Annotated in this window: 19 protein-coding genes and 1 pseudogene; 18 read left to right on the top strand and 2 right to left on the bottom strand. The window is 49.6% G+C overall.

The window, feature by feature from the left end:
- The first annotated feature begins 133 nt into the window (after positions 1–133).
- From B5E77_RS16285 to B5E77_RS16235, 11 genes and pseudogenes are all read left to right on the top strand, one after another.
- Positions 134–1,159 (top strand): hypothetical protein, encoded by a 1,026-nt coding sequence (locus B5E77_RS16285; protein WP_087166416.1) that lies wholly within the window; start codon positions 134–136, stop codon positions 1,157–1,159.
- A gap of 243 nt (positions 1,160–1,402) precedes the next feature.
- The gene (locus tag B5E77_RS16280; protein WP_087166417.1) at positions 1,403–2,266 is read left to right on the top strand and encodes an energy-coupling factor transporter ATPase; all 864 of its coding nucleotides are present in this window, start codon (positions 1,403–1,405) and stop codon (positions 2,264–2,266) included.
- A complete protein-coding gene (locus tag B5E77_RS16275; protein WP_087166415.1) occupies positions 2,251–3,117 on the top strand; it encodes an energy-coupling factor transporter ATPase in 867 nt (288 codons plus the stop codon). Before B5E77_RS16280 ends, B5E77_RS16275 begins: the two co-directional genes overlap by 16 nt.
- Positions 3,110–3,913, top strand: coding sequence for an energy-coupling factor transporter transmembrane component T family protein (locus B5E77_RS16270; protein WP_087166414.1), 804 nt, complete (start codon positions 3,110–3,112; stop codon positions 3,911–3,913). The genes B5E77_RS16275 and B5E77_RS16270 overlap by 8 nt, the downstream gene beginning before the upstream one ends.
- On the top strand, positions 3,910–4,809 hold the full coding sequence (gene truA / locus B5E77_RS16265) for a tRNA pseudouridine(38-40) synthase TruA (RefSeq protein ID WP_087166413.1): 900 nt from the start codon (positions 3,910–3,912) through the stop codon (positions 4,807–4,809). The genes B5E77_RS16270 and truA overlap by 4 nt, the downstream gene beginning before the upstream one ends.
- Positions 4,810–5,016: 207 nt before the next feature.
- Positions 5,017–5,445, top strand: a complete 429-nt coding sequence (rplM, locus tag B5E77_RS16260) for a 50S ribosomal protein L13 (protein WP_087166412.1) — start codon at positions 5,017–5,019, stop codon at positions 5,443–5,445.
- A 30-nt stretch (positions 5,446–5,475) separates the two neighbouring features.
- On the top strand, positions 5,476–5,868 hold the full coding sequence (gene rpsI, locus B5E77_RS16255) for a 30S ribosomal protein S9 (RefSeq protein WP_087166411.1): 393 nt from the start codon (positions 5,476–5,478) through the stop codon (positions 5,866–5,868).
- 449 nt (positions 5,869–6,317) lie between these two features.
- Positions 6,318–7,139 (top strand): ParA family protein, encoded by an 822-nt coding sequence (locus tag B5E77_RS16250; protein WP_087166410.1) that lies wholly within the window; start codon positions 6,318–6,320, stop codon positions 7,137–7,139.
- The gene (locus B5E77_RS16245; RefSeq protein WP_087166409.1) at positions 7,096–8,022 is read left to right on the top strand and encodes a ParB/RepB/Spo0J family partition protein; all 927 of its coding nucleotides are present in this window, start codon (positions 7,096–7,098) and stop codon (positions 8,020–8,022) included. Before B5E77_RS16250 ends, B5E77_RS16245 begins: the two co-directional genes overlap by 44 nt.
- 14 nt (positions 8,023–8,036) lie before the next feature.
- Positions 8,037–8,174 (top strand): annotated as a pseudogene (locus B5E77_RS17355) (DUF5720 family protein); the annotation flags it as partial.
- Complete coding sequence (locus B5E77_RS16235) at positions 8,167–8,751, top strand: hypothetical protein (protein WP_330394728.1); 585 nt, start codon at positions 8,167–8,169, stop codon at positions 8,749–8,751. The pseudogene B5E77_RS17355 and the gene B5E77_RS16235, both read left to right, overlap by 8 nt.
- A gap of 81 nt (positions 8,752–8,832) precedes the next feature.
- On the opposite strand, the gene B5E77_RS16230 is transcribed toward B5E77_RS16235, so the two are convergent.
- Positions 8,833–10,278: an RNA-binding domain-containing protein gene (locus tag B5E77_RS16230; protein WP_087166407.1), complete on the bottom strand. Its 1,446-nt coding sequence runs from the start codon at positions 10,276–10,278 to the stop codon at positions 8,833–8,835.
- 202 nt (positions 10,279–10,480) lie between these two features.
- Between B5E77_RS16230 and B5E77_RS16225 the strand changes: the two genes are divergently transcribed.
- Positions 10,481–11,893, top strand: a complete 1,413-nt coding sequence (locus B5E77_RS16225; protein ID WP_087166406.1) for a relaxase/mobilization nuclease domain-containing protein — start codon at positions 10,481–10,483, stop codon at positions 11,891–11,893.
- 310 nt (positions 11,894–12,203) lie between these two features.
- Positions 12,204–12,500 (top strand): hypothetical protein, encoded by a 297-nt coding sequence (locus B5E77_RS16220; protein WP_002576327.1) that lies wholly within the window; start codon positions 12,204–12,206, stop codon positions 12,498–12,500.
- A gap of 80 nt (positions 12,501–12,580) precedes the next feature.
- On the opposite strand, the gene B5E77_RS16215 is transcribed toward B5E77_RS16220, so the two are convergent.
- Positions 12,581–12,934, bottom strand: a complete 354-nt coding sequence (locus B5E77_RS16215) for a helix-turn-helix domain-containing protein (RefSeq protein ID WP_002576326.1) — start codon at positions 12,932–12,934, stop codon at positions 12,581–12,583.
- Positions 12,935–13,099: 165 nt separating this feature from the next.
- Between B5E77_RS16215 and B5E77_RS17555 the strand changes: the two genes are divergently transcribed.
- The 5 genes from B5E77_RS17555 (at position 13,100) to bcrD (ending at position 16,574) form a co-directional block, all read left to right on the top strand.
- Positions 13,100–13,297, top strand: a complete 198-nt coding sequence (locus B5E77_RS17555) for a helix-turn-helix domain-containing protein (RefSeq protein ID WP_009246557.1) — start codon at positions 13,100–13,102, stop codon at positions 13,295–13,297.
- Positions 13,287–13,907 (top strand): bacitracin resistance transcriptional activator BcrR, encoded by a 621-nt coding sequence (bcrR, locus tag B5E77_RS16205; protein ID WP_087166405.1) that lies wholly within the window; start codon positions 13,287–13,289, stop codon positions 13,905–13,907. The genes B5E77_RS17555 and bcrR overlap by 11 nt, the downstream gene beginning before the upstream one ends.
- Before the next feature lie 180 nt (positions 13,908–14,087).
- A complete protein-coding gene (bcrA, locus tag B5E77_RS16200) occupies positions 14,088–15,005 on the top strand; it encodes a bacitracin ABC transporter ATP-binding protein BcrA (RefSeq protein ID WP_002576324.1) in 918 nt (305 codons plus the stop codon).
- On the top strand, positions 14,998–15,747 hold the full coding sequence (locus tag B5E77_RS16195) for an ABC transporter permease (RefSeq protein ID WP_002576323.1): 750 nt from the start codon (positions 14,998–15,000) through the stop codon (positions 15,745–15,747). The genes bcrA and B5E77_RS16195 overlap by 8 nt, the downstream gene beginning before the upstream one ends.
- Positions 15,747–16,574, top strand: coding sequence for a bacitracin resistance undecaprenyl-diphosphatase BcrD (gene bcrD / locus B5E77_RS16190; protein ID WP_002576322.1), 828 nt, complete (start codon positions 15,747–15,749; stop codon positions 16,572–16,574). Before B5E77_RS16195 ends, bcrD begins: the two co-directional genes overlap by 1 nt.
- The last annotated feature ends 316 nt before the right edge of the window (positions 16,575–16,890 follow it).

Here is a 16,890-nt window from a genome sequence, read left to right as displayed (position 1 = left end):
CATTATACCAGAAAAGGGAGGTCAATGCTCTTTTTATTTGCAAACCTCCGAAAAATCAAGGTAAAGCGTAACTTTTACAATAAAAAAAGAAGGTAGTTTTGACACTACCTGAAAACAGGGGGAGAATAAAGAAATGAAAGGGTTTCATGAGAGGATGATTATTCTGGCTCTGACAGCAGCGTTTTTTCTGCTGAGCGGATGCGGGCCGGCAGGAAAGGACTTGGGGAGAATCATAAATACGGCATCTGGCATGCCAGCCTGGAAAGAGATTTCCATGGAAGCGCAGAATATGTCAGAGGAAAAGGGGCTGCAGCCGGATACCATGCAGGAGCCGGCGCTGGCCGAAGAGGAGGCGCCGGAAGCAGCAGAGGCTTCTCCCGGGTGGCCGGACTGGGCGCGGGCCTATTGGGAGTTTATTTTTAACGGCAGGTATTCCTTTGATGATTTTGCGGTAAGCGCTGTGGGCTTGCTGGATCTGAATCAGGATGAGACGCCGGAGCTGGTTCTGTACCATTATTCAAGCGGATCCCTGGGAGGGTGGTACTCCTTCTACTATTATAACGGCAGTGAGGCAGTGCCTGTGTTCAATCAGGAGGGAGAAGCAGTGGTGTGCGGTACGGGGCTGTATTTGTATTACTATCCGGAGAGCCGGAAGCTGATGATGTACCACAAGATGGATATTGTATTGGGAAATTACCAGGGCTCTTACGGATATGTGAGGGAAGTAGAGGAGACAGACGGGGCGCCGTCGGTAAGAAATATCATACGGGTCGGCCAGCATCCGGAGATTACAATCGAGATCGTTCAGGATGCAAGGAAGGCTCCTGGTGAGACGGCAGGGATTGCGGCTAGTCGGGAGGATGCCCTTGTCTCCAATGAGCTTCTGGCCCTTGCGGAAAAATATGAGAACGGGCAGTGGGAGACTATATCCGGGGAAGAATATATCCGTGAGAAATATCAGCTGATCCCGCTGGGAGAGATACGAAAGGATTACTGGGAGTATGGGGCAGAGGTAACCATGAGCGCCTATTTTACATATCAGTGGCAGTGCGCGGAGGATGAGGATTACAGAGTGCTTCCTACAAGGGAGGAGTTTGAAGAACTGCTGACACTGTGGGAACAGGGCGCTGAGAAACGGGAGGAGCTGGCGGCTGTATAAATCCGAATCTGGCGTGCGGGCACTTTTACAAATCTGATGCGTAAAATCTGATGCGCAGACAGGTTTTTTCTTGCAAAAGCCTTGCGGATAGGATACAATAAGCTGAAATGTCCAAACAGGGAAAGAATGATACTGAGAGGTTTTCTGTGCTTCGGTTCCAGACCGGGGACGTGCGGGAAGCAGAGGCGCTTGGCGGGCTGGAAGTGAGCGGGAAGTGAAGAGAGGCAGATGGAAGAGAAGCGGATGGAAGACAGACAGGAAATGATCCGGGCAGACAGGCTCGCGTATAACTATATAAAATACGATGAGGAAGGCCGGGAGAAGGAGACGATCCGTGCGGTAGACGGCGTGAGCTTCGAGGTGGAAAAGGGCGATTTTGTGGCGATACTCGGACACAATGGCTCCGGGAAGTCCACCCTTGCCAAGCATATCAACGCGCTTCTTACACCCAGTGAGGGGACTCTCTGGGTAGACGGCATGGACACCAGCGACGAGGAAAGGCTCTGGGACGTCCGTCAGAGCGCAGGCATGGTGTTCCAGAATCCGGACAATCAGATCATAGGAACGATTGTGGAAGAGGATGTAGGCTTTGGTCCCGAGAATATGGGCGTGCCGACAAAGGAGATCTGGGAACGGGTGGAGGAAAGCCTGAAGGCGGTCAATATGCTGAAATACAGGCATCACTCTCCGAACAGGCTGTCCGGAGGCCAGAAGCAGCGGGTAGCCATCGCCGGAGTCGTAGCCATGCACCCCAAATGCATTGTGCTGGACGAGCCCACGGCCATGCTGGATCCGAATGGACGAAAGGAAGTCATCCGTGCGGTCCGGGCGCTGAATCAGGTGGAAGACATTACGGTGATTCTGATCACACATTATATGGAAGAAGTCATCTATGCAAACAAGGTTCTCGTCATGGATGACGGAAAGGTAGTCATGCATGGGACGCCGCGGGAGATCTTTTCTCAGGTGGAGAAGCTGAAATCCTACCGCCTGGATGTGCCGCAGGCCACGCTGCTCGCCTGGGAGCTGAAGCAGGCAGGGATTGACCTGCCGGACGGAATTCTGACAAGAGAGGAACTGGTGGAAGCGTTATGTCAATTGTATTAGAGCATGTCAGCTATACCTACAGCCCCGGCACGGCATATGAGATTCATGCGCTGAAGGATATTAATCTGGAAATACAGGACGGCCAGTTTATCGGCCTGATTGGCCATACAGGATCCGGAAAGTCTACGCTGGTGCAGCATCTGAACGGCCTGACAAAGGCGACCTCAGGCCATATCTATTTTAACGGCGAGGATATTTACGCAGAGAATTACGATATGCGCAGGCTCCGCAGCAAGGTAGGACTGGTGTTCCAGTATCCGGAGCATCAGCTTTTTGAGGTGGACGTCTTAAGCGACGTCTGCTTTGGGCCGAAGAATCAGGGACTTTCCCAGGAGGAAGCGGAAAAACGGGCCAGAGAAGCCCTGCGCATGGTGGGAATTTCAGAGGAATATGAGAAGCAGTCGCCCTTTGAGCTGTCTGGCGGGCAGAAGCGCCGGGTGGCGATCGCAGGAGTGCTTGCCATGGAGCCGGAGATCCTGATTCTGGACGAGCCTACAGCCGGGCTTGACCCCAGAGGCAGAGACGAGATCCTCGATGAGATCAGCCTCCTTCACAGGGAACGGGGGATTACGGTCATTCTTGTCTCCCACAGCATGGAGGACGTGGCAAAGTATGTGGAACGCATCATCGTCATGAATCAGGGCGAGGTCATGTATGACGATATTCCAAGGGAGGTATTCCGTCATTATAAGGAGCTGGAGAGCGTGGGCCTTGCAGCGCCGCAGGTGACCTATATTATGCATACGCTGAAGGAAAAAGGGCTTGATGTAGACGAGAATGCGACGACGATAGAAGAAGCAAGGGAGACGATCCTGAGCGCGTTTCGGAAGAAGGAAATAAGACATGATTAGAGATATTACGCTGGGACAGTATTATCCGGCAGATTCCATCCTCCATAAGCTTGATCCCCGAGTCAAGCTGGTGGCTACCATATCCTTTCTGGTAGCCCTCTTTCTGATCAACAGCTGGGTGGGCTATCTGGTGGCGACGGTTTTTCTGGTATCGATGATCCGGCTTTCGAAGGTTCCCTTCCGTTTTATTGTACGGGGATTAAAGACAATTTTTATCATTCTTATGATTACGCTGGTGTTCAATCTGTTTCTGACGCCGGGAGACCGGGTGCTGGTACAGGTCTGGAAATTCCGGATTACCGATCAGGGTCTGCGGACAGCGGTTTTTATGGCGATCCGCCTGGTTTATCTGATTATCGGCTCGTCGCTTATGACGCTGACTACGACTCCGAATGATCTGACGGATGGCCTGGAGACGCTTTTAGGTCCCCTGAAGAAGCTTCATGTGCCGGTGCACGAGGTGGCTATGATGATGTCCATCGCCCTGCGGTTTATTCCGATTCTTCTCGAGGAGACGGATAAGATTATGAAGGCGCAGATGGCCCGAGGAGCGGACTTTGAACACGGAAACCTGATTCAGAGAGCCAAAAATCTGGTGCCGCTTCTGGTGCCCCTTTTTATCTCGGCCTTCCGCCGGGCAAATGATCTGGCGATGGCCATGGAGGCACGCTGCTACCGCGGCGGAGCGGGCCGGACGAAGATGAAGCCTCTGGCATATACACGGAAGGATTACTGTGCTTATGGAATTCTGCTGCTCTTTCTGGCAGCGATTATCGCGGTGAGAGTGCTGTTATGAGTGAAAACGCTGTTGTGAATGAAACGGCTGCTGCAGAGAAGGGTGCGGCTGTGAACGGGAAAGCTGCCGCAGAACATTCTGAGGAGAAGAATGCTGCTGCAGGCGGAGAAGCGCTCAGGCGGCAGAAGCGGGTACTTCTGTCTGTAGCCTATGACGGAACAAGCTACTGCGGCTGGCAGGTGCAGAAGAATGGGGAGACGATAGAAGGTGTCCTGAACCGGGAGCTGTCCAGACTGTTTGGTGAGGAGATCACGGTTATCGGAGCGAGCCGTACAGATTCTGGCGTACACGCCCTGGGAAATGTGGCGGTCTTTGATACGGAAGCCCGGATGCCTGCCGATAAGATGGCTTACGCATTGAACAGCCGCCTGCCGGATGATATCCGGATTCAGCGCTCCTTTGAGGTGCCTTCTGATTTTCATCCCAGGAAGACAGCCTGTGTCAAAACCTACGAGTACCGGATTTTGAACCGGGAATTCGAGCTGCCCTCGGAGCGGCTGAATTCGTATTTCTTCCGGCGGTGCCTGGATGTGGAGCGCATGAAGGCGGCCTGCCCGTATTTTACGGGAGAGCACGATTTCAAAAGCTTTTGCAGCATTCACACTCAGGCGGAGACGACAGTCCGCACGATTTACAGCCTGGAGGTAACAGAGCAGGAGCTGGACAGCCAGGGAAGGCTCATCTGCATCCGCGTCACCGGAAACGGCTTCCTTTATAATATGGTAAGAATTCTGGCAGGGACGCTGATTCAGATCGGCCTTACCGCATCTGCGCCGGAGGACGTGGCGGCCATGCTGGAAGCGCGCGACCGCCAGGCGGCGGGGCCGACGGCTCCGGCGAAGGGACTGACGCTGCTCGGAATGCGGTATCCGGAGTATCCGGAATTTCCGTTGTAGGTCACAGGCCGGGCTGCAGAAGCGCAGCCGGAAATCCGGCAGCTTCGGTGGGATTTTTGTGCAGTTTTCACCCAAAAAGTGGTTGACACACACGGGCAAGTATAATATAATGTTTCAATGTGACGTAGTGCGAAAATGTCTAAGCCATAGCCCCGGTAACGGCATTTTTCCATAGAAGTTTCAATTCATTTTTCAGGAGGAAAACCAATGAAAACTTACATGGCTAGTCCAGCAGCAATTGAGAGAAAATGGTATGTAGTTGACGCTACAGGATATACATTAGGACGTTTGGCTTCGGAAGTGGCGAAGGTGCTCAGAGGAAAGAACAAGGCAGTCTTCACGCCGCACATTGATACCGGAGATTATGTAATCGTTGTAAACGCAGATAAGATCAAAGTGACCGGCAAGAAGCTGGATCAGAAGATTTACTATCGCCATTCCGAGTACGTGGGCGGCATGAAGGAGACCACCTTACGTGAGATGATGGCAAAGAAACCTGAGAAAGTCGTAGAGCTCGCTGTAAAGGGCATGCTTCCGAAGGGACCGCTGGGAAGACAGATGTACACCAAGCTTCATGTATACGCTGGTCCGGAGCACAATCATCAGGCTCAGAAGCCGGAAGTATTAACGTTTTAATTGAGAGAAAGTTGAAGGAGGAAATCTACAGTGGCTAATTCAAAATTCTACGGAACAGGCAGAAGAAAGAAATCTATCGCCAGAGTGTACCTGGTACCTGGTACAGGAAAGGTTACGATCAATAAAAGAGACATCGACGAGTATCTCGGACTGGAGACCCTGAAGGTTATCGTTCGTCAGCCCCTGACAGCGACCGAGACTGCAGATAAATTCGACGTGCTGGTAAATGTACGCGGCGGCGGCTACACCGGACAGGCAGGCGCTATCCGTCACGGCATCGCAAGAGCTCTGCTTCAGGCAGATCCGGACTACCGTCCGATCCTGAAGAAGGCTGGATACCTGACACGTGACCCGAGAATGAAAGAGCGTAAGAAATACGGCCTCAAGGCCGCCCGTCGCGCTCCGCAGTTCAGCAAGCGATAATTTTAGTTCAAAACAGCTCAAAAACCCCGAAACCATGCGGTTTTCGGGGTTTTTCCTTTTCAGATTGTTTGGCCTGTTTTGGCATGGTCTGACCTGTTTTGAACCGATTTTTATGGGTTAAATAAAGGACAACCACCCCTAAAATGAGGGCCAATGGGTTAAATTATAGGACAACTTTTTTGCCCCTGCACCCTCCCATGAGGTCATTTTTGCATTTTTGCCCCTCCGAATTTTTATGCAAAATCGGTTTGGCAGAGTTTGACCAAATCTGAACAAATGAATATGTTTTTATTGCGAAAGCGCTCAGTGTTCCTGCTGGGCGCTTTTTGCATTTCCGGGGACTAATGTTCCGGGATCAGAAAAAGCCGTCACTCTTTTTTCAAGAAAGTAGTGGCGGCTTTTTCTATTTCCAGAACCAAACACGACAAACAGAAACGAGGTGAAATACGATGAACCCACAAATCATCGCCGTCGCCAACCAGAAGGGCGGCGTCGGCAAGACGACCACTTGTGCCAACTTAGGGATCGGGCTGACGCAGGCCGGAAAAAAGGTGCTGCTGGTGGACGCAGACCCCCAGGCCAGCCTGACCATCAGCCTGGGCAACCCCCAGCCGGACAAACTGCCCTTTACACTCTCGGACGCGATGGGCCGCATCCTGATGGACGAGCCGCTGCGCCCCGGCGAGGGCATCCTGCACCACCCGGAGGGCGTGGACCTGATGCCCGCCGACATCCAGCTGTCCGGCATGGAGGTGTCGCTGGTAAACGCCATGAGCCGCGAGACCGTCCTGCGGCAGTATCTGGACACCGTGAAGGGACAGTATTCCCATATCCTCATCGACTGCCAGCCCTCCCTGGGGATGCTCACAGTCAACGCGCTGGCCGCAGCCAACAGGATCATAGTCCCCGTTCAGGCGGAGTACCTGCCCGCCAAGGGCCTGGAGCAGCTGCTGTCCACCATCAACAAGGTCAAGCGGCAGTTGAACCCCAAGCTTCAGATCGACGGCATTCTGCTGACGATGGTGGACAACCGCACCAACTTTGCCAAAGAGATTGCCGCCCTGCTGCGGGAGACCTATGGCAGTAAAATCAAGGTGTTCGGGACCGAGATACCCCACTCGGTCCGGGCCAAGGAGACCAGCGCCGAGGGCAAGAGCATCTTCGCCCACGATCCAGGCGGCAAGGTGGCCGAGGGCTACCGAAATCTGACGAAGGAGGTGTTGAAACTTGAAAAGCAGCGCGAAAAAAGTAGAGCTGGCCTCGGTCGATGATCTGTTTTCCACCGAGGAAAGCCGGGCCGACGCCCAGCGGGAGAAGGTTCTGGAAATCCCCCTGTCCGAGCTGCACCCGTTCAAGGACCACCCCTTCAAGGTCAAGGATGACGAGGCCATGATGGAGACCGCCGACAGCATCCGGCAGTACGGCGTGCTGGTCCCGGCCATCGCCCGCCCGGACCCGGGCGGCGGCTATGAACTGGTTGCCGGGCACCGGCGTCACCGGGCCAGCGAACTGGCTGGCAAGGATACCATGCCGGTGATTGTCCGCAACCTGGACGACGACCAGGCCACCATTATCATGGTTGACAGCAATTTGCAGCGAGAAAGCCTGCTCCCCAGTGAGCGGGCTTTTGCCTACAAGATGAAGCTGGAAGCCATCAAGCACCAGGGGGCCAGAACGGATTTAACTTCGGCCCAAGTTGTGCCGAAGTTGACCGCAGCAGAAAAAATAGCTGAGAACAGCCCTGACAGTAAATCTCAAATCAAAAGATTTATCCGCCTGACTGAGCTGATCCCCGAATTGCTGGACATGGTGGACGAGAAGAAAATTGCCTTCAACCCGGCCTATGAGCTGTCCTTCCTCAAAAAAGAGGAACAGGTGGACCTGCTGGACGCGATGGACAGCGAGCAGGCCACCCCCTCCCTCTCCCAAGCCCAGCGGCTGAAAAAGTACAGTCAGGAGGGCCACCTGACCCTCGACATGATGCGGGTCATCATGGGCGAAGAAAAGAAAAGCGACCTGGACAAGATCACCTTCACCAGCGACACCCTGCGCAAATATTTTCCCCGGAGCTATACGCCCCAGCGGATGCAGGAGACCATCATCAAGCTGCTGGAGGCATGGCAGCGCAAGCGCCAGCAACAGCATGAACGCTGAGAAAGGAGCCGCCTATGCGGGATATTTCAGCCCGTGAGCTGAAAGGACATAACATTTTGGCTGTGGAGCGATTTCAGGATGAGACCCGCTGGATGGTTGAGTTCGCCGTCCGTAAGCCCCGCACCCCCTACGGCAGTCCTGGCGATGAAGTATTTGAGCGTTCAGAGAGAAAAGAGCCGGAAGTATTCGCAGAGTTGGCAACAGCAGCACGCAACCGATGAATTGAAAACCATAGCGGCAGCGGTCAACTATCTCTCCGAGCATAGTATCTCGACCCTTGACGAGCTGGACGCTTCTCTTTCCTCTGCCAGCGATAAAGCCTATTCAATCCGGGAGGGAATGAAAACCGCCGAGGAACGCATGAAGAAGCTGCAAAAGCTAATTGAATACGGGAAGAACTATACAGAGTACAAGCCCATTCACGATGAGCTGAAAAAGCTGCAAAACGGCTGGACAAACAAGCGCGACAAGTACGAGGAAGCCCACCGCGCCGAGCTGACCCTATGGAACGCAGCAAGCCGCTATCTCCATGCAAATCTGCCGAAAGGAACAAAGACCTTGCCTATTGCGGAATGGGAACAGGAATATGCTGACCTCAAAACACAGAGGGACAGCGATTATACCAAACTGAAAGAGACCCGCGCCGATGTTTCCGAGCTTCAAAAAATCCGCAGGTGTGTGGATATTGCACTCCGCGCCGTGCTAATTTCAGTGATGAGATTAGCATGAAAGTAAAGTCCACGCACATCAAAGGCATATAAAAAATCAGGGTGTCGGAGCATACAACTTCCTCCGACACCCTGATTTGGTTCAATTTTCTGGTGCAGGCTTTTGCACCGTTACATATTTTTGATGTTGGCTTCTGGGCTTATCTGGGATGGTCATTTGCAGCTGTCCATTGTCCAGCAGTGGACGCAAGTACCTCTTTGTAAATCCCTTTGTGTTTTTATACCCACAATGTTCCGCAATTTCAGCTTTCGAGCGCGGTTCTGCACAAAAGGCTAAAATCTGGTCTGTAAGTGTCACTTGGGTTCCCACTTGGGTCCTCACTTGGGTCTCGTCCTGCGGCCCAACCTTTTCCACCGCAATCGGGGCCAGCGGAACCACGGTGCGGAACACATCGCCCTCGATAAATTCCGGGGTTCCACCGGAATAGAGCTTCGTGTATTTGTAAGTATTCCGCATCCCGGACCCCAGCTCGTCCGCCAGTCCAATCTCACGGAACACTTTGGAAATGGGCGGATTCTTGGCATACGGCTCAAAGGAGGATAGATGCAGGGCACCGTGCCCGTGGGAACGGTTGGCATTTTCGGTGTAGAGCCGGTTACGCTCAATTACGAATTTTGCCACATAGCCGCTGGAGTAATCCCGGTGCGCCAGGCTGTTGGAGAAAATTTCACGCAGGATGCGGTCTCTGGCGCTGACGCTCTGGAGGCCCTCCTGCACAAAGGGGTCGCTGAGATGCTTCTGTCCGAACGCGATCAGCCGGTCGTAGGTTTCCAGCAGATTGGTGATGATCACGTCCCGGTCATCGTAGCGGTCCACGTTTTCTACCCGGAAGATCGCGTCCGTCTTGTGCTGCGGCAGTACGGACAGGATCGTAGAGTCCTTGCCAAATAAAAGAATGGCTGCCAATGTAATGCCTTCGAGCTGACGTTCAGGGTCTTTCAAAATCAGCCCGGCGCTGCGCAGCAGTTCTTCATCCGATAGGGATTTCCACGGATGATTGGCCGTGCGGCTGGCCGTCATGGCTCTGGCGCGCTCAATCAGGTCGGGGCGCAGGTCCTCCATCTGGAAGCGGGTCACCTTGTTGACAAAGTAGCTGCCGCTTTTCCGGGCGTATAGCTGATACACCAGGTCGGAATTGTCGGTTATATCAATATCCGCTTCGTGGTTGCGGTCAAAAATGCGTCCGTGGTGGCGGCAGACCTGGCTGCCGGACGGCACCCGAATGACCAGCAGAGTACGTCCCTCCACGATGCAGACTTCCGGCTGCAAATAAAGAGGCGGGTTGATTTTCTGCCCGTTGTTGATGGAGGTCACAAAATCCTTCTTCATGCGGTCCACCGCATCCGAGGCTACCCCCAAAATCTCCCCGTTGTCTTTGACACCCAGAAGGATGGTTCCGCCGTCCCGGTTGGAAAAGGCGCAAACGGTGTCGTACACATCCTTCGTGATCTCATGGGTGGATTTCTTAAACTCCACCTGGATGTTCTCGCCGCCTTGAATCAGTTTCAGAAGTTCGGCTTCTGTCATAGGAGCAACAGCCCCCTTTCGATATGGATTTATATGTTCTTATTATACGGGATTTTTCACGCATTATCAAACCCATTCTGCGTGGGTATATCATTCTGGAAAATGCCAGACAGTGTCTGGCAAATTAAGCTACTATTGGGGATCGCCTTTTGGTAATCAAATCAATTCAACAGACGGTGTCTGTTAAAAAGGAGGGGAAATCATGGCAAGCACCCGCATCATGCCGCTGCACGCTGGCAAGGGCCGCACGGTCGGCAAGGCCATCCGTTCCATCATCGACTATGTAAAAAATCCAGACAAGACCGACCACGGCAGGCTCATCACCAGCTACCAATGTGACAGCCGCGTGGCCGACGCCCAGTTCCTTCTTGATAAGCAGACCTACGCTGCCCGCACCGGCCGGGTGCGCGGCAAAGATGATGTGATCGCTTACCACCTGCGGCAATCCTTCGTTCCGGGCGAGATCACACCGGAAGAAGCCAACCGCTTGGGCGTGGAGCTGGCCCGGCGCTTCACAAAGGGCAAACACGCTTTCATCGTCTGCACCCACATTGACAAAGCCCACGTCCACAACCATATTATATGGAACTCCACCACGCTGGAGTGTGACCGCAAGTTCCGCAACTTTTGGGGTAGCACCCGCGCCGTCCACCGTCTGAGCGACACCATCTGCATCGAGAATGGCTACTCCATCGTGGAGGCTCCCAAGCGGCGCGGCCAGAGCTACAACAAGTGGCTGGGTGATGCGGCGAAGCCCTCCCACAAGGAGCTGCTGCGCCAGGCCATCGACCGGGCGCTGGCACAAAAACCGGCCAGCCTGGAGGAACTGCTGCGCCTGTTGGAGCAGGACGGCTTCACTGTTCACCGGCGCGGGAAAACCATTTCCGTCAGCGCGGAGGGGTGGGGCAACAACGTCCGCTTTGACCGGCTGGGGGACGGCTACACGCTGGATGATCTGCTGGCCGTTCTTTCGGGACAAAAGGAGCATACTCCCCGAAAGCTAACAACTGTGCAGGCTGCTCCGCCCAAGGTCAATTTGTTGGTGGACATCCAGGCAAAATTGCAGGCTGGAAAAGGTGCCGGGTATGCTCGCTGGGCCAAGGTGTTCAACCTCAAGCAGATGGCCCAGACTCTCAACTACCTGTCCGAACACGGGCTGTTGGACTACGCCGACCTGGAAACAAAAACAGCAGAGGCAACGGCCCGTTACAACGCGCTGTCCGGCCAGATCAAGATTGCCGAGAAGCGCATGGCCGAGATCGCCGTGCTGCGCACCCATATCGTCAACTATGCTAAGACCCGCGAGAGCTATGTAGCCTACCGCAAGGCCGGATACTCTCGGAAATTTTACGCGGAGCATGAGGATGAGATCCGACTGCACCAGGCGGCCAAGGAAGCCTTCAATGAGCTGAACGTGAAGAAACTGCCCACCATCAAGGAGCTTCAGACCGAGTACGCCCAGCTGCTGACGGACAAGAAAACGACTTACGCTGAATACCGGCAGGCCCGCGCCGCCATGCGGGAACTGCTGACCGTCAAGAACAATGTGGATCGGGTACTTGCGATGGAGCAGACCGAGCCGCAACAGAAAGAAAAAGACCACGGCCAGCGGTGAGCTGGTCGTAGTCAAAAGCGTTCGCCACACTCTCCGCAGAGAGCGTTTCGGAGGCCAACCGCCGAAGGCGGCTCTTGGGCCGGAGATGAACGCGCAGCCACAGATTGAAAATCTGTGTTCAAAGGGGGCTTGGGGGACTTCCCTCAACAAGCGCGTGGGGCTATCTGGATAGCCACAGGCATCGCTTGCCACTTTTGTTCGCAAACAATATCCGTATCCTTTACACGATGATTTACTTTTATTATCATAGTCGTAATAAGTATATAAACTACTTACATATAAGCACCTAAAATATGAAAGGGCTGATAAAATGATGACCTTTGAAAAGGTTTTAGAAGTATTCAACGATTACCTAAATAAAGATAGTGTTTTGGAGGTGGTGAACACTAAGCGAGGATACACCGTTATGATTTGGGATGAAAAAGATGAGCAATGGTTTGGTGTGGAACATTGCAAAGCCCCCGAGCTTTTACGGGATGCCTTACTTGATGGCTATCGTGATTTTTTAGAGCAACAACTTACTCATAACCGCAGGAGTTTAACCGAAACAGAAATCTTAGATATTCAAAACCGATGTGAACAGCTTTATGATTTGTGTGGAGAATAAAAAAATAACCTAAAAAGTGCGATAGCCTGTGTAGGTGTCGCACTTTTTTCAGTTGGCTTGGCTTACGAAAACAGCGTTAATTATTCCGCAGTTTCTCTTGCCTTTTTCAAGCCTTGAGCCGTAGCTTCCATCACGATAAGCTCCTTTTCTTCCATATCATTCAACAGTACATCAACTTGTTTGCGGCGATTGTTGTCGCCATCTTCATTGCATGGAAAAAAGAACTGGTCTACAGAGATGTCAAGCAAGGTAGTAATGAGATAAAATTTGTTAAGCCTTGGGTGCTGCCCCCTGTTCTCTATATACATAATAGAGCGTGGCGTAAGGTCTACCAGTTGGGCAAGATATTCCTGTGTCCACCCTTTTGCTTCCCGAGCTTTTTTTATCGCTATACCTAACGGCTTAAAATCAAGTTTTCTTTCATCTTGGTACATTTTAATATCATCCTATATCATTGTACATTTCGGGTGATGATATTTGAACGAAGTATGATTTTATGTTTAGTAGTGTATAATTTCGTATTAGTGGAGAGAAACTTGCTATTATTCGTCATTCCGTATATAATAATTATATACTCTTTGCGAAAGGAAGTTGATATTATGAATTACATTTCTGTGAAAGCCGCTTCTGAAAAATGGGGCATATCGGAAAGACGGATACAAAAATTATGTGAGGAAAATCGCATTGACGGAACTGAAAAATTTGGTCGTGCATGGATGATACCAAAAGATGCAGAAAAACCCGTTGATGGACGTATGAAAACAAGGAACAAACAGGAGGAGAATCATGGAATTTAATGAAAAGCTACAACAGCTTAGGACTGGAAAGAACTTAACGCAGGAACAACTTGCGGAGCAATTATATGTATCAAGAACAGCCATTTCAAAATGGGAAAGCGGCAAGGGTTACCCTAACATTGAGTCGCTCAAGTGTATTTCTAAATTCTTTTCTGTGACCATAGATGAACTGCTATCGGGCGAAGAACTGATTACACTTGCCGAAACTGAAAATCGTTCCAACTTGAAAAAAATTTACAGTTTCATTTATGGAATATTAGATATGATGGCGGTTACTTTTATACTTTTGCCGTTGTATGGTAACGGTAACCTTGTTGACGGATATATTTATTCTGTCAATCTACTTTCATTTACAGACACTACCCCAATATATCTTGCAATCTATTGGATTGTTTTTATTGTTTTGATTGCACTTGGGATAGCGAAACTGATGTGTGTTTGTTTTGAAAAGGAATCATGGAGCAACATAATCACAAAATGCTCTCTCGTGCTGAGTACGCTTTTTATCTGCTTCTTCGCTGCGGCAAGACAACCCTATGTAACCGCCCTTATGTTTCTGCTATTTGTTGCTAAAATATTTGTCTGGATAAAGCAAACCCAAACAAAGTAAAATGCCATAAACCCTTTAAAATAGGCTCTGACACGATAAGTGTCGGAGCTTTTTTCGTGCTGACATCTATTGTGTCGGCATTGTGACGGTAGATTTCTTGGCTTCTATGCAATACTCGTGGATAATAAGATTGTGGTCAGCGAAAACAAGAACAGCAACCCACGGAAAGGAGAATCAAATATGGATTATATCATTGAAACAGAAAATCTTACGAAGCGATACGGAACAGCCACCGTTGTCGATAAGGTAAATCTTCATGTGCCAAAGGGCAAAATTTATGGTTTGCTCGGCAGAAACGGAGCAGGCAAAACCACAGCAATGAAAATGATGTTGCAGCTTGCTTTCCCAACGGAGGGAACGGTACGCTTGTTTGGCACAAACTATAAGGAAAATATCCATACCCTTTATAGCAAAGTAGGCTCTATTATCGAAACACCGGGATTTTACAGTAATTTAACAGGGTATGAGAATTTGCAAATTCTCGCTAAACTGCGAGGGGGAGTATCTAAAAGTGGAGTAGAAAAAGCTCTTGAAGTTGTGGGGCTGCATAAGGAGAAAAGAAAAGTCTTTTCCGATTATTCCCTCGGAATGAAGCAACGGCTTGGTATTGCCGCCGCCATTATGCACGAGCCGGAGCTTTTAATACTTGACGAACCGATTAACGGACTTGACCCCATTGGAATAGTTGAAATACGCTCATTTTTATCTGAACTTAGTCACAATCATGGCATTACCATTTTTATCTCAAGCCATGTTTTAAGCGAGATTGAACAGATAGCAGATATTATCGGCGTTATGCACGAGGGGCATTTAGTAGAGGAAGTGAATATATCCGAGCTTCACAAAAGGAATCGAAAATACATTCAATTTGATTTATCTGACAGTGAGATAGCCGGAAAGATTTTAGAAAACCACTACCACATGACGGATTTTACAGTGCAGGACGGTACGGTGAGAATTTATGACTTTAGCCAAAGTGTTGGAGAAATCAATCGAGAATTTGCACGAAATGGACTGCTCGTGACAAGGATAAATGATAGTGAGGAAAACTTAGAGGACTACTTTTCTAAACTGATTGGAGGTGGCGGTATTGCTTAATCTTATTTCTTGTGAATTATTAAAACTAAAGCGTTCAAAAATGGTGCTAATTAGTGTGGCAGGGGTATTATCTACCCCACTTTTGATGTTAATAGAAGCCTTGCAAACACATTTTGATAAGCCGGAGATTATCTTTACCTTGTCTGACATATACAGCGACAGTGTACTGTATATCATGCTGCTGGTAAACATTATGATATATGTGGCAATTGCAGCTTACTTGTTTAGCAGAGAGTACACAGAAAGCACCCTCAAAACCATATTGCCCATACCCATTTCAAGGACAAAACTATTAATTGGAAAATTTTGCACCCTGCTTCTTTGGATTGTTATGCTAACCCTTGTAACATGGGCAGGTATATTTATCGTTTGTGGGCTATATGACGCTGTCTTTACATTGGAGGGATATAGCTTACTAGTGGCAATAGTATGGCTCCCCAAGTTTTTGTTTGGCAGTATCCTGATGTTTTTAACAGTTTCTCCTTTTGTGTTTGTTGCTATGAAAACAAAAGGATTTGTCGCCCCGATGATTGGCTCTGCCGTGATTGTCATGGGAAGTGCCGCACTTTCAAATCAAGAATGGGGAGCGTTGTATCCGTGGACAGCCACCTATTTCTTGGTGCAGGGTAAACTTCAGAGTACCGGCTATCCTACACTGCTGTCTGTATCTATTATTATTCTTGTATCAGCAGTTGGTTTTCTTATGACCTTTCATCATTTTAAAAAGGAGGATTTGAAATAATGGTACTTGATTTTATAGAAATTTTAAAAGTTATTTTTCTTGGAATTGTTGAGGGTATTACTGAGTGGCTACCTATCAGCAGCACAGGACATATGATTCTTGTGGACGAATTTATCACACTTAATATGAGCGAAGCATTTAAAGAAATGTTTTTTGTTGTTATTCAACTTGGAGCTATACTCGCAGTGGTTGTAATGTTTTGGAACAAGATGTTTCCCTTTCAATTTAAGAACAAAGCACAGTCAATTGTTAAAAAGGATACTTTCTCGTTGTGGTTCAAGGTTGCGGTAGCTTGTGTACCGTCAGCTATTATGGGGATTCTATTTGATGATTATTTGGATGCTTACCTCCAAACCCCCATTGTGATTTCAATCATGTTAATCTTTTATGGTTTGTTATTCATTCTCATAGAAAATTGGAATAAAAAGCGTACTCCTACTACTATGGCACTTTCTGACATCAGCTATAAAACAGCAATCTTGATAGGGGCATTTCAAGTGTTATCACTTATACCCGGCACATCACGGTCGGGAGCAACGATTATAGGTGCTTTACTCATAGGAGTTTCACGAGTGGCAGCAGCAGAGTTTACTTTTTTCCTCGCAGTACCTACTATGCTTGGAGCAAGTGCTTTTAAGCTGTTAAAATTCGGGTTTGAATTTACAAGTGCAGAACTGCTCGCTCTTGTTCTCGGTATGGCTGTGGCATTTGCGGTATCTGTCTTAGTAATTAAATTCCTAATGAACTTTATCAAAAAACATGATTTTAAGGTGTTTGGTTGGTATCGAATTGTGCTTGGTATACTTGTTGTACTTATAAAATCTTAATAATGCGTTTTCTTTGTGCGCGAATAAAAATGCCAGTTGGTCCTTAAGATCAGCTGGCATTTTTGTTTCTGGGGATGGAAAACAACCCAGAGATTCTCGTTGTCGATCTCCTCCTGATTTTAGTTTGCATGGTGAATTTTGCAAATTGAATCTACAGGAGGTTAATAATGGGATTTAATTATGGATATGAGAAAAAGAAGTTTGATAGTACACGGTAAATCAGTAGTACCGTGCCAGTTTCCTCGCTCCATGAGATAATAACTCCAGAAAACTACAAGTTTTTTAAAGGAGTTATCGCCATGGATAAAATCACACA

Origin of the sequence: Lachnoclostridium sp. An131, from assembly GCF_002160825.1 — a bacterium.
Classification (GTDB): Bacteria; Bacillota; Clostridia; order Lachnospirales; family Lachnospiraceae; genus Laedolimicola.
Note: the sequence above shows the minus strand (reverse complement) of the source record. Positions and strands in the feature narration are given on the sequence as shown.

What these genes read in the sequence shown, in the direction of transcription:
- truA (WP_087166413.1), top strand. Translation starts at nt 3,910, where the DNA reads ATGAGTGAAAACGCTGTTGTGAATGAAACGGCTGCTGCAGAGAAGGGT.
- bcrD (WP_002576322.1), top strand. Translation starts at nt 15,747, where the DNA reads ATGGTACTTGATTTTATAGAAATTTTAAAAGTTATTTTTCTTGGAATT.
- B5E77_RS16225 (WP_087166406.1), top strand. Translation starts at nt 10,481, where the DNA reads ATGGCAAGCACCCGCATCATGCCGCTGCACGCTGGCAAGGGCCGCACG.
- B5E77_RS16270 (WP_087166414.1), top strand. Translation starts at nt 3,110, where the DNA reads ATGATTAGAGATATTACGCTGGGACAGTATTATCCGGCAGATTCCATC.
- B5E77_RS16285 (WP_087166416.1), top strand. Translation starts at nt 134, where the DNA reads ATGAAAGGGTTTCATGAGAGGATGATTATTCTGGCTCTGACAGCAGCG.
- B5E77_RS16215 (WP_002576326.1), bottom strand. Translation starts at nt 12,934, where the DNA reads ATGTACCAAGATGAAAGAAAACTTGATTTTAAGCCGTTAGGTATAGCG.
- B5E77_RS16230 (WP_087166407.1), bottom strand. Translation starts at nt 10,278, where the DNA reads ATGACAGAAGCCGAACTTCTGAAACTGATTCAAGGCGGCGAGAACATC.
- bcrR (WP_087166405.1), top strand. Translation starts at nt 13,287, where the DNA reads ATGGAATTTAATGAAAAGCTACAACAGCTTAGGACTGGAAAGAACTTA.
- bcrA (WP_002576324.1), top strand. Translation starts at nt 14,088, where the DNA reads ATGGATTATATCATTGAAACAGAAAATCTTACGAAGCGATACGGAACA.
- B5E77_RS17555 (WP_009246557.1), top strand. Translation starts at nt 13,100, where the DNA reads ATGAATTACATTTCTGTGAAAGCCGCTTCTGAAAAATGGGGCATATCG.
- B5E77_RS16235 (WP_330394728.1), top strand. Translation starts at nt 8,167, where the DNA reads ATGAAGTATTTGAGCGTTCAGAGAGAAAAGAGCCGGAAGTATTCGCAG.
- rplM (WP_087166412.1), top strand. Translation starts at nt 5,017, where the DNA reads ATGAAAACTTACATGGCTAGTCCAGCAGCAATTGAGAGAAAATGGTAT.
- B5E77_RS16220 (WP_002576327.1), top strand. Translation starts at nt 12,204, where the DNA reads ATGATGACCTTTGAAAAGGTTTTAGAAGTATTCAACGATTACCTAAAT.
- B5E77_RS16250 (WP_087166410.1), top strand. Translation starts at nt 6,318, where the DNA reads ATGAACCCACAAATCATCGCCGTCGCCAACCAGAAGGGCGGCGTCGGC.
- B5E77_RS16280 (WP_087166417.1), top strand. Translation starts at nt 1,403, where the DNA reads ATGGAAGACAGACAGGAAATGATCCGGGCAGACAGGCTCGCGTATAAC.
- B5E77_RS16275 (WP_087166415.1), top strand. Translation starts at nt 2,251, where the DNA reads ATGTCAATTGTATTAGAGCATGTCAGCTATACCTACAGCCCCGGCACG.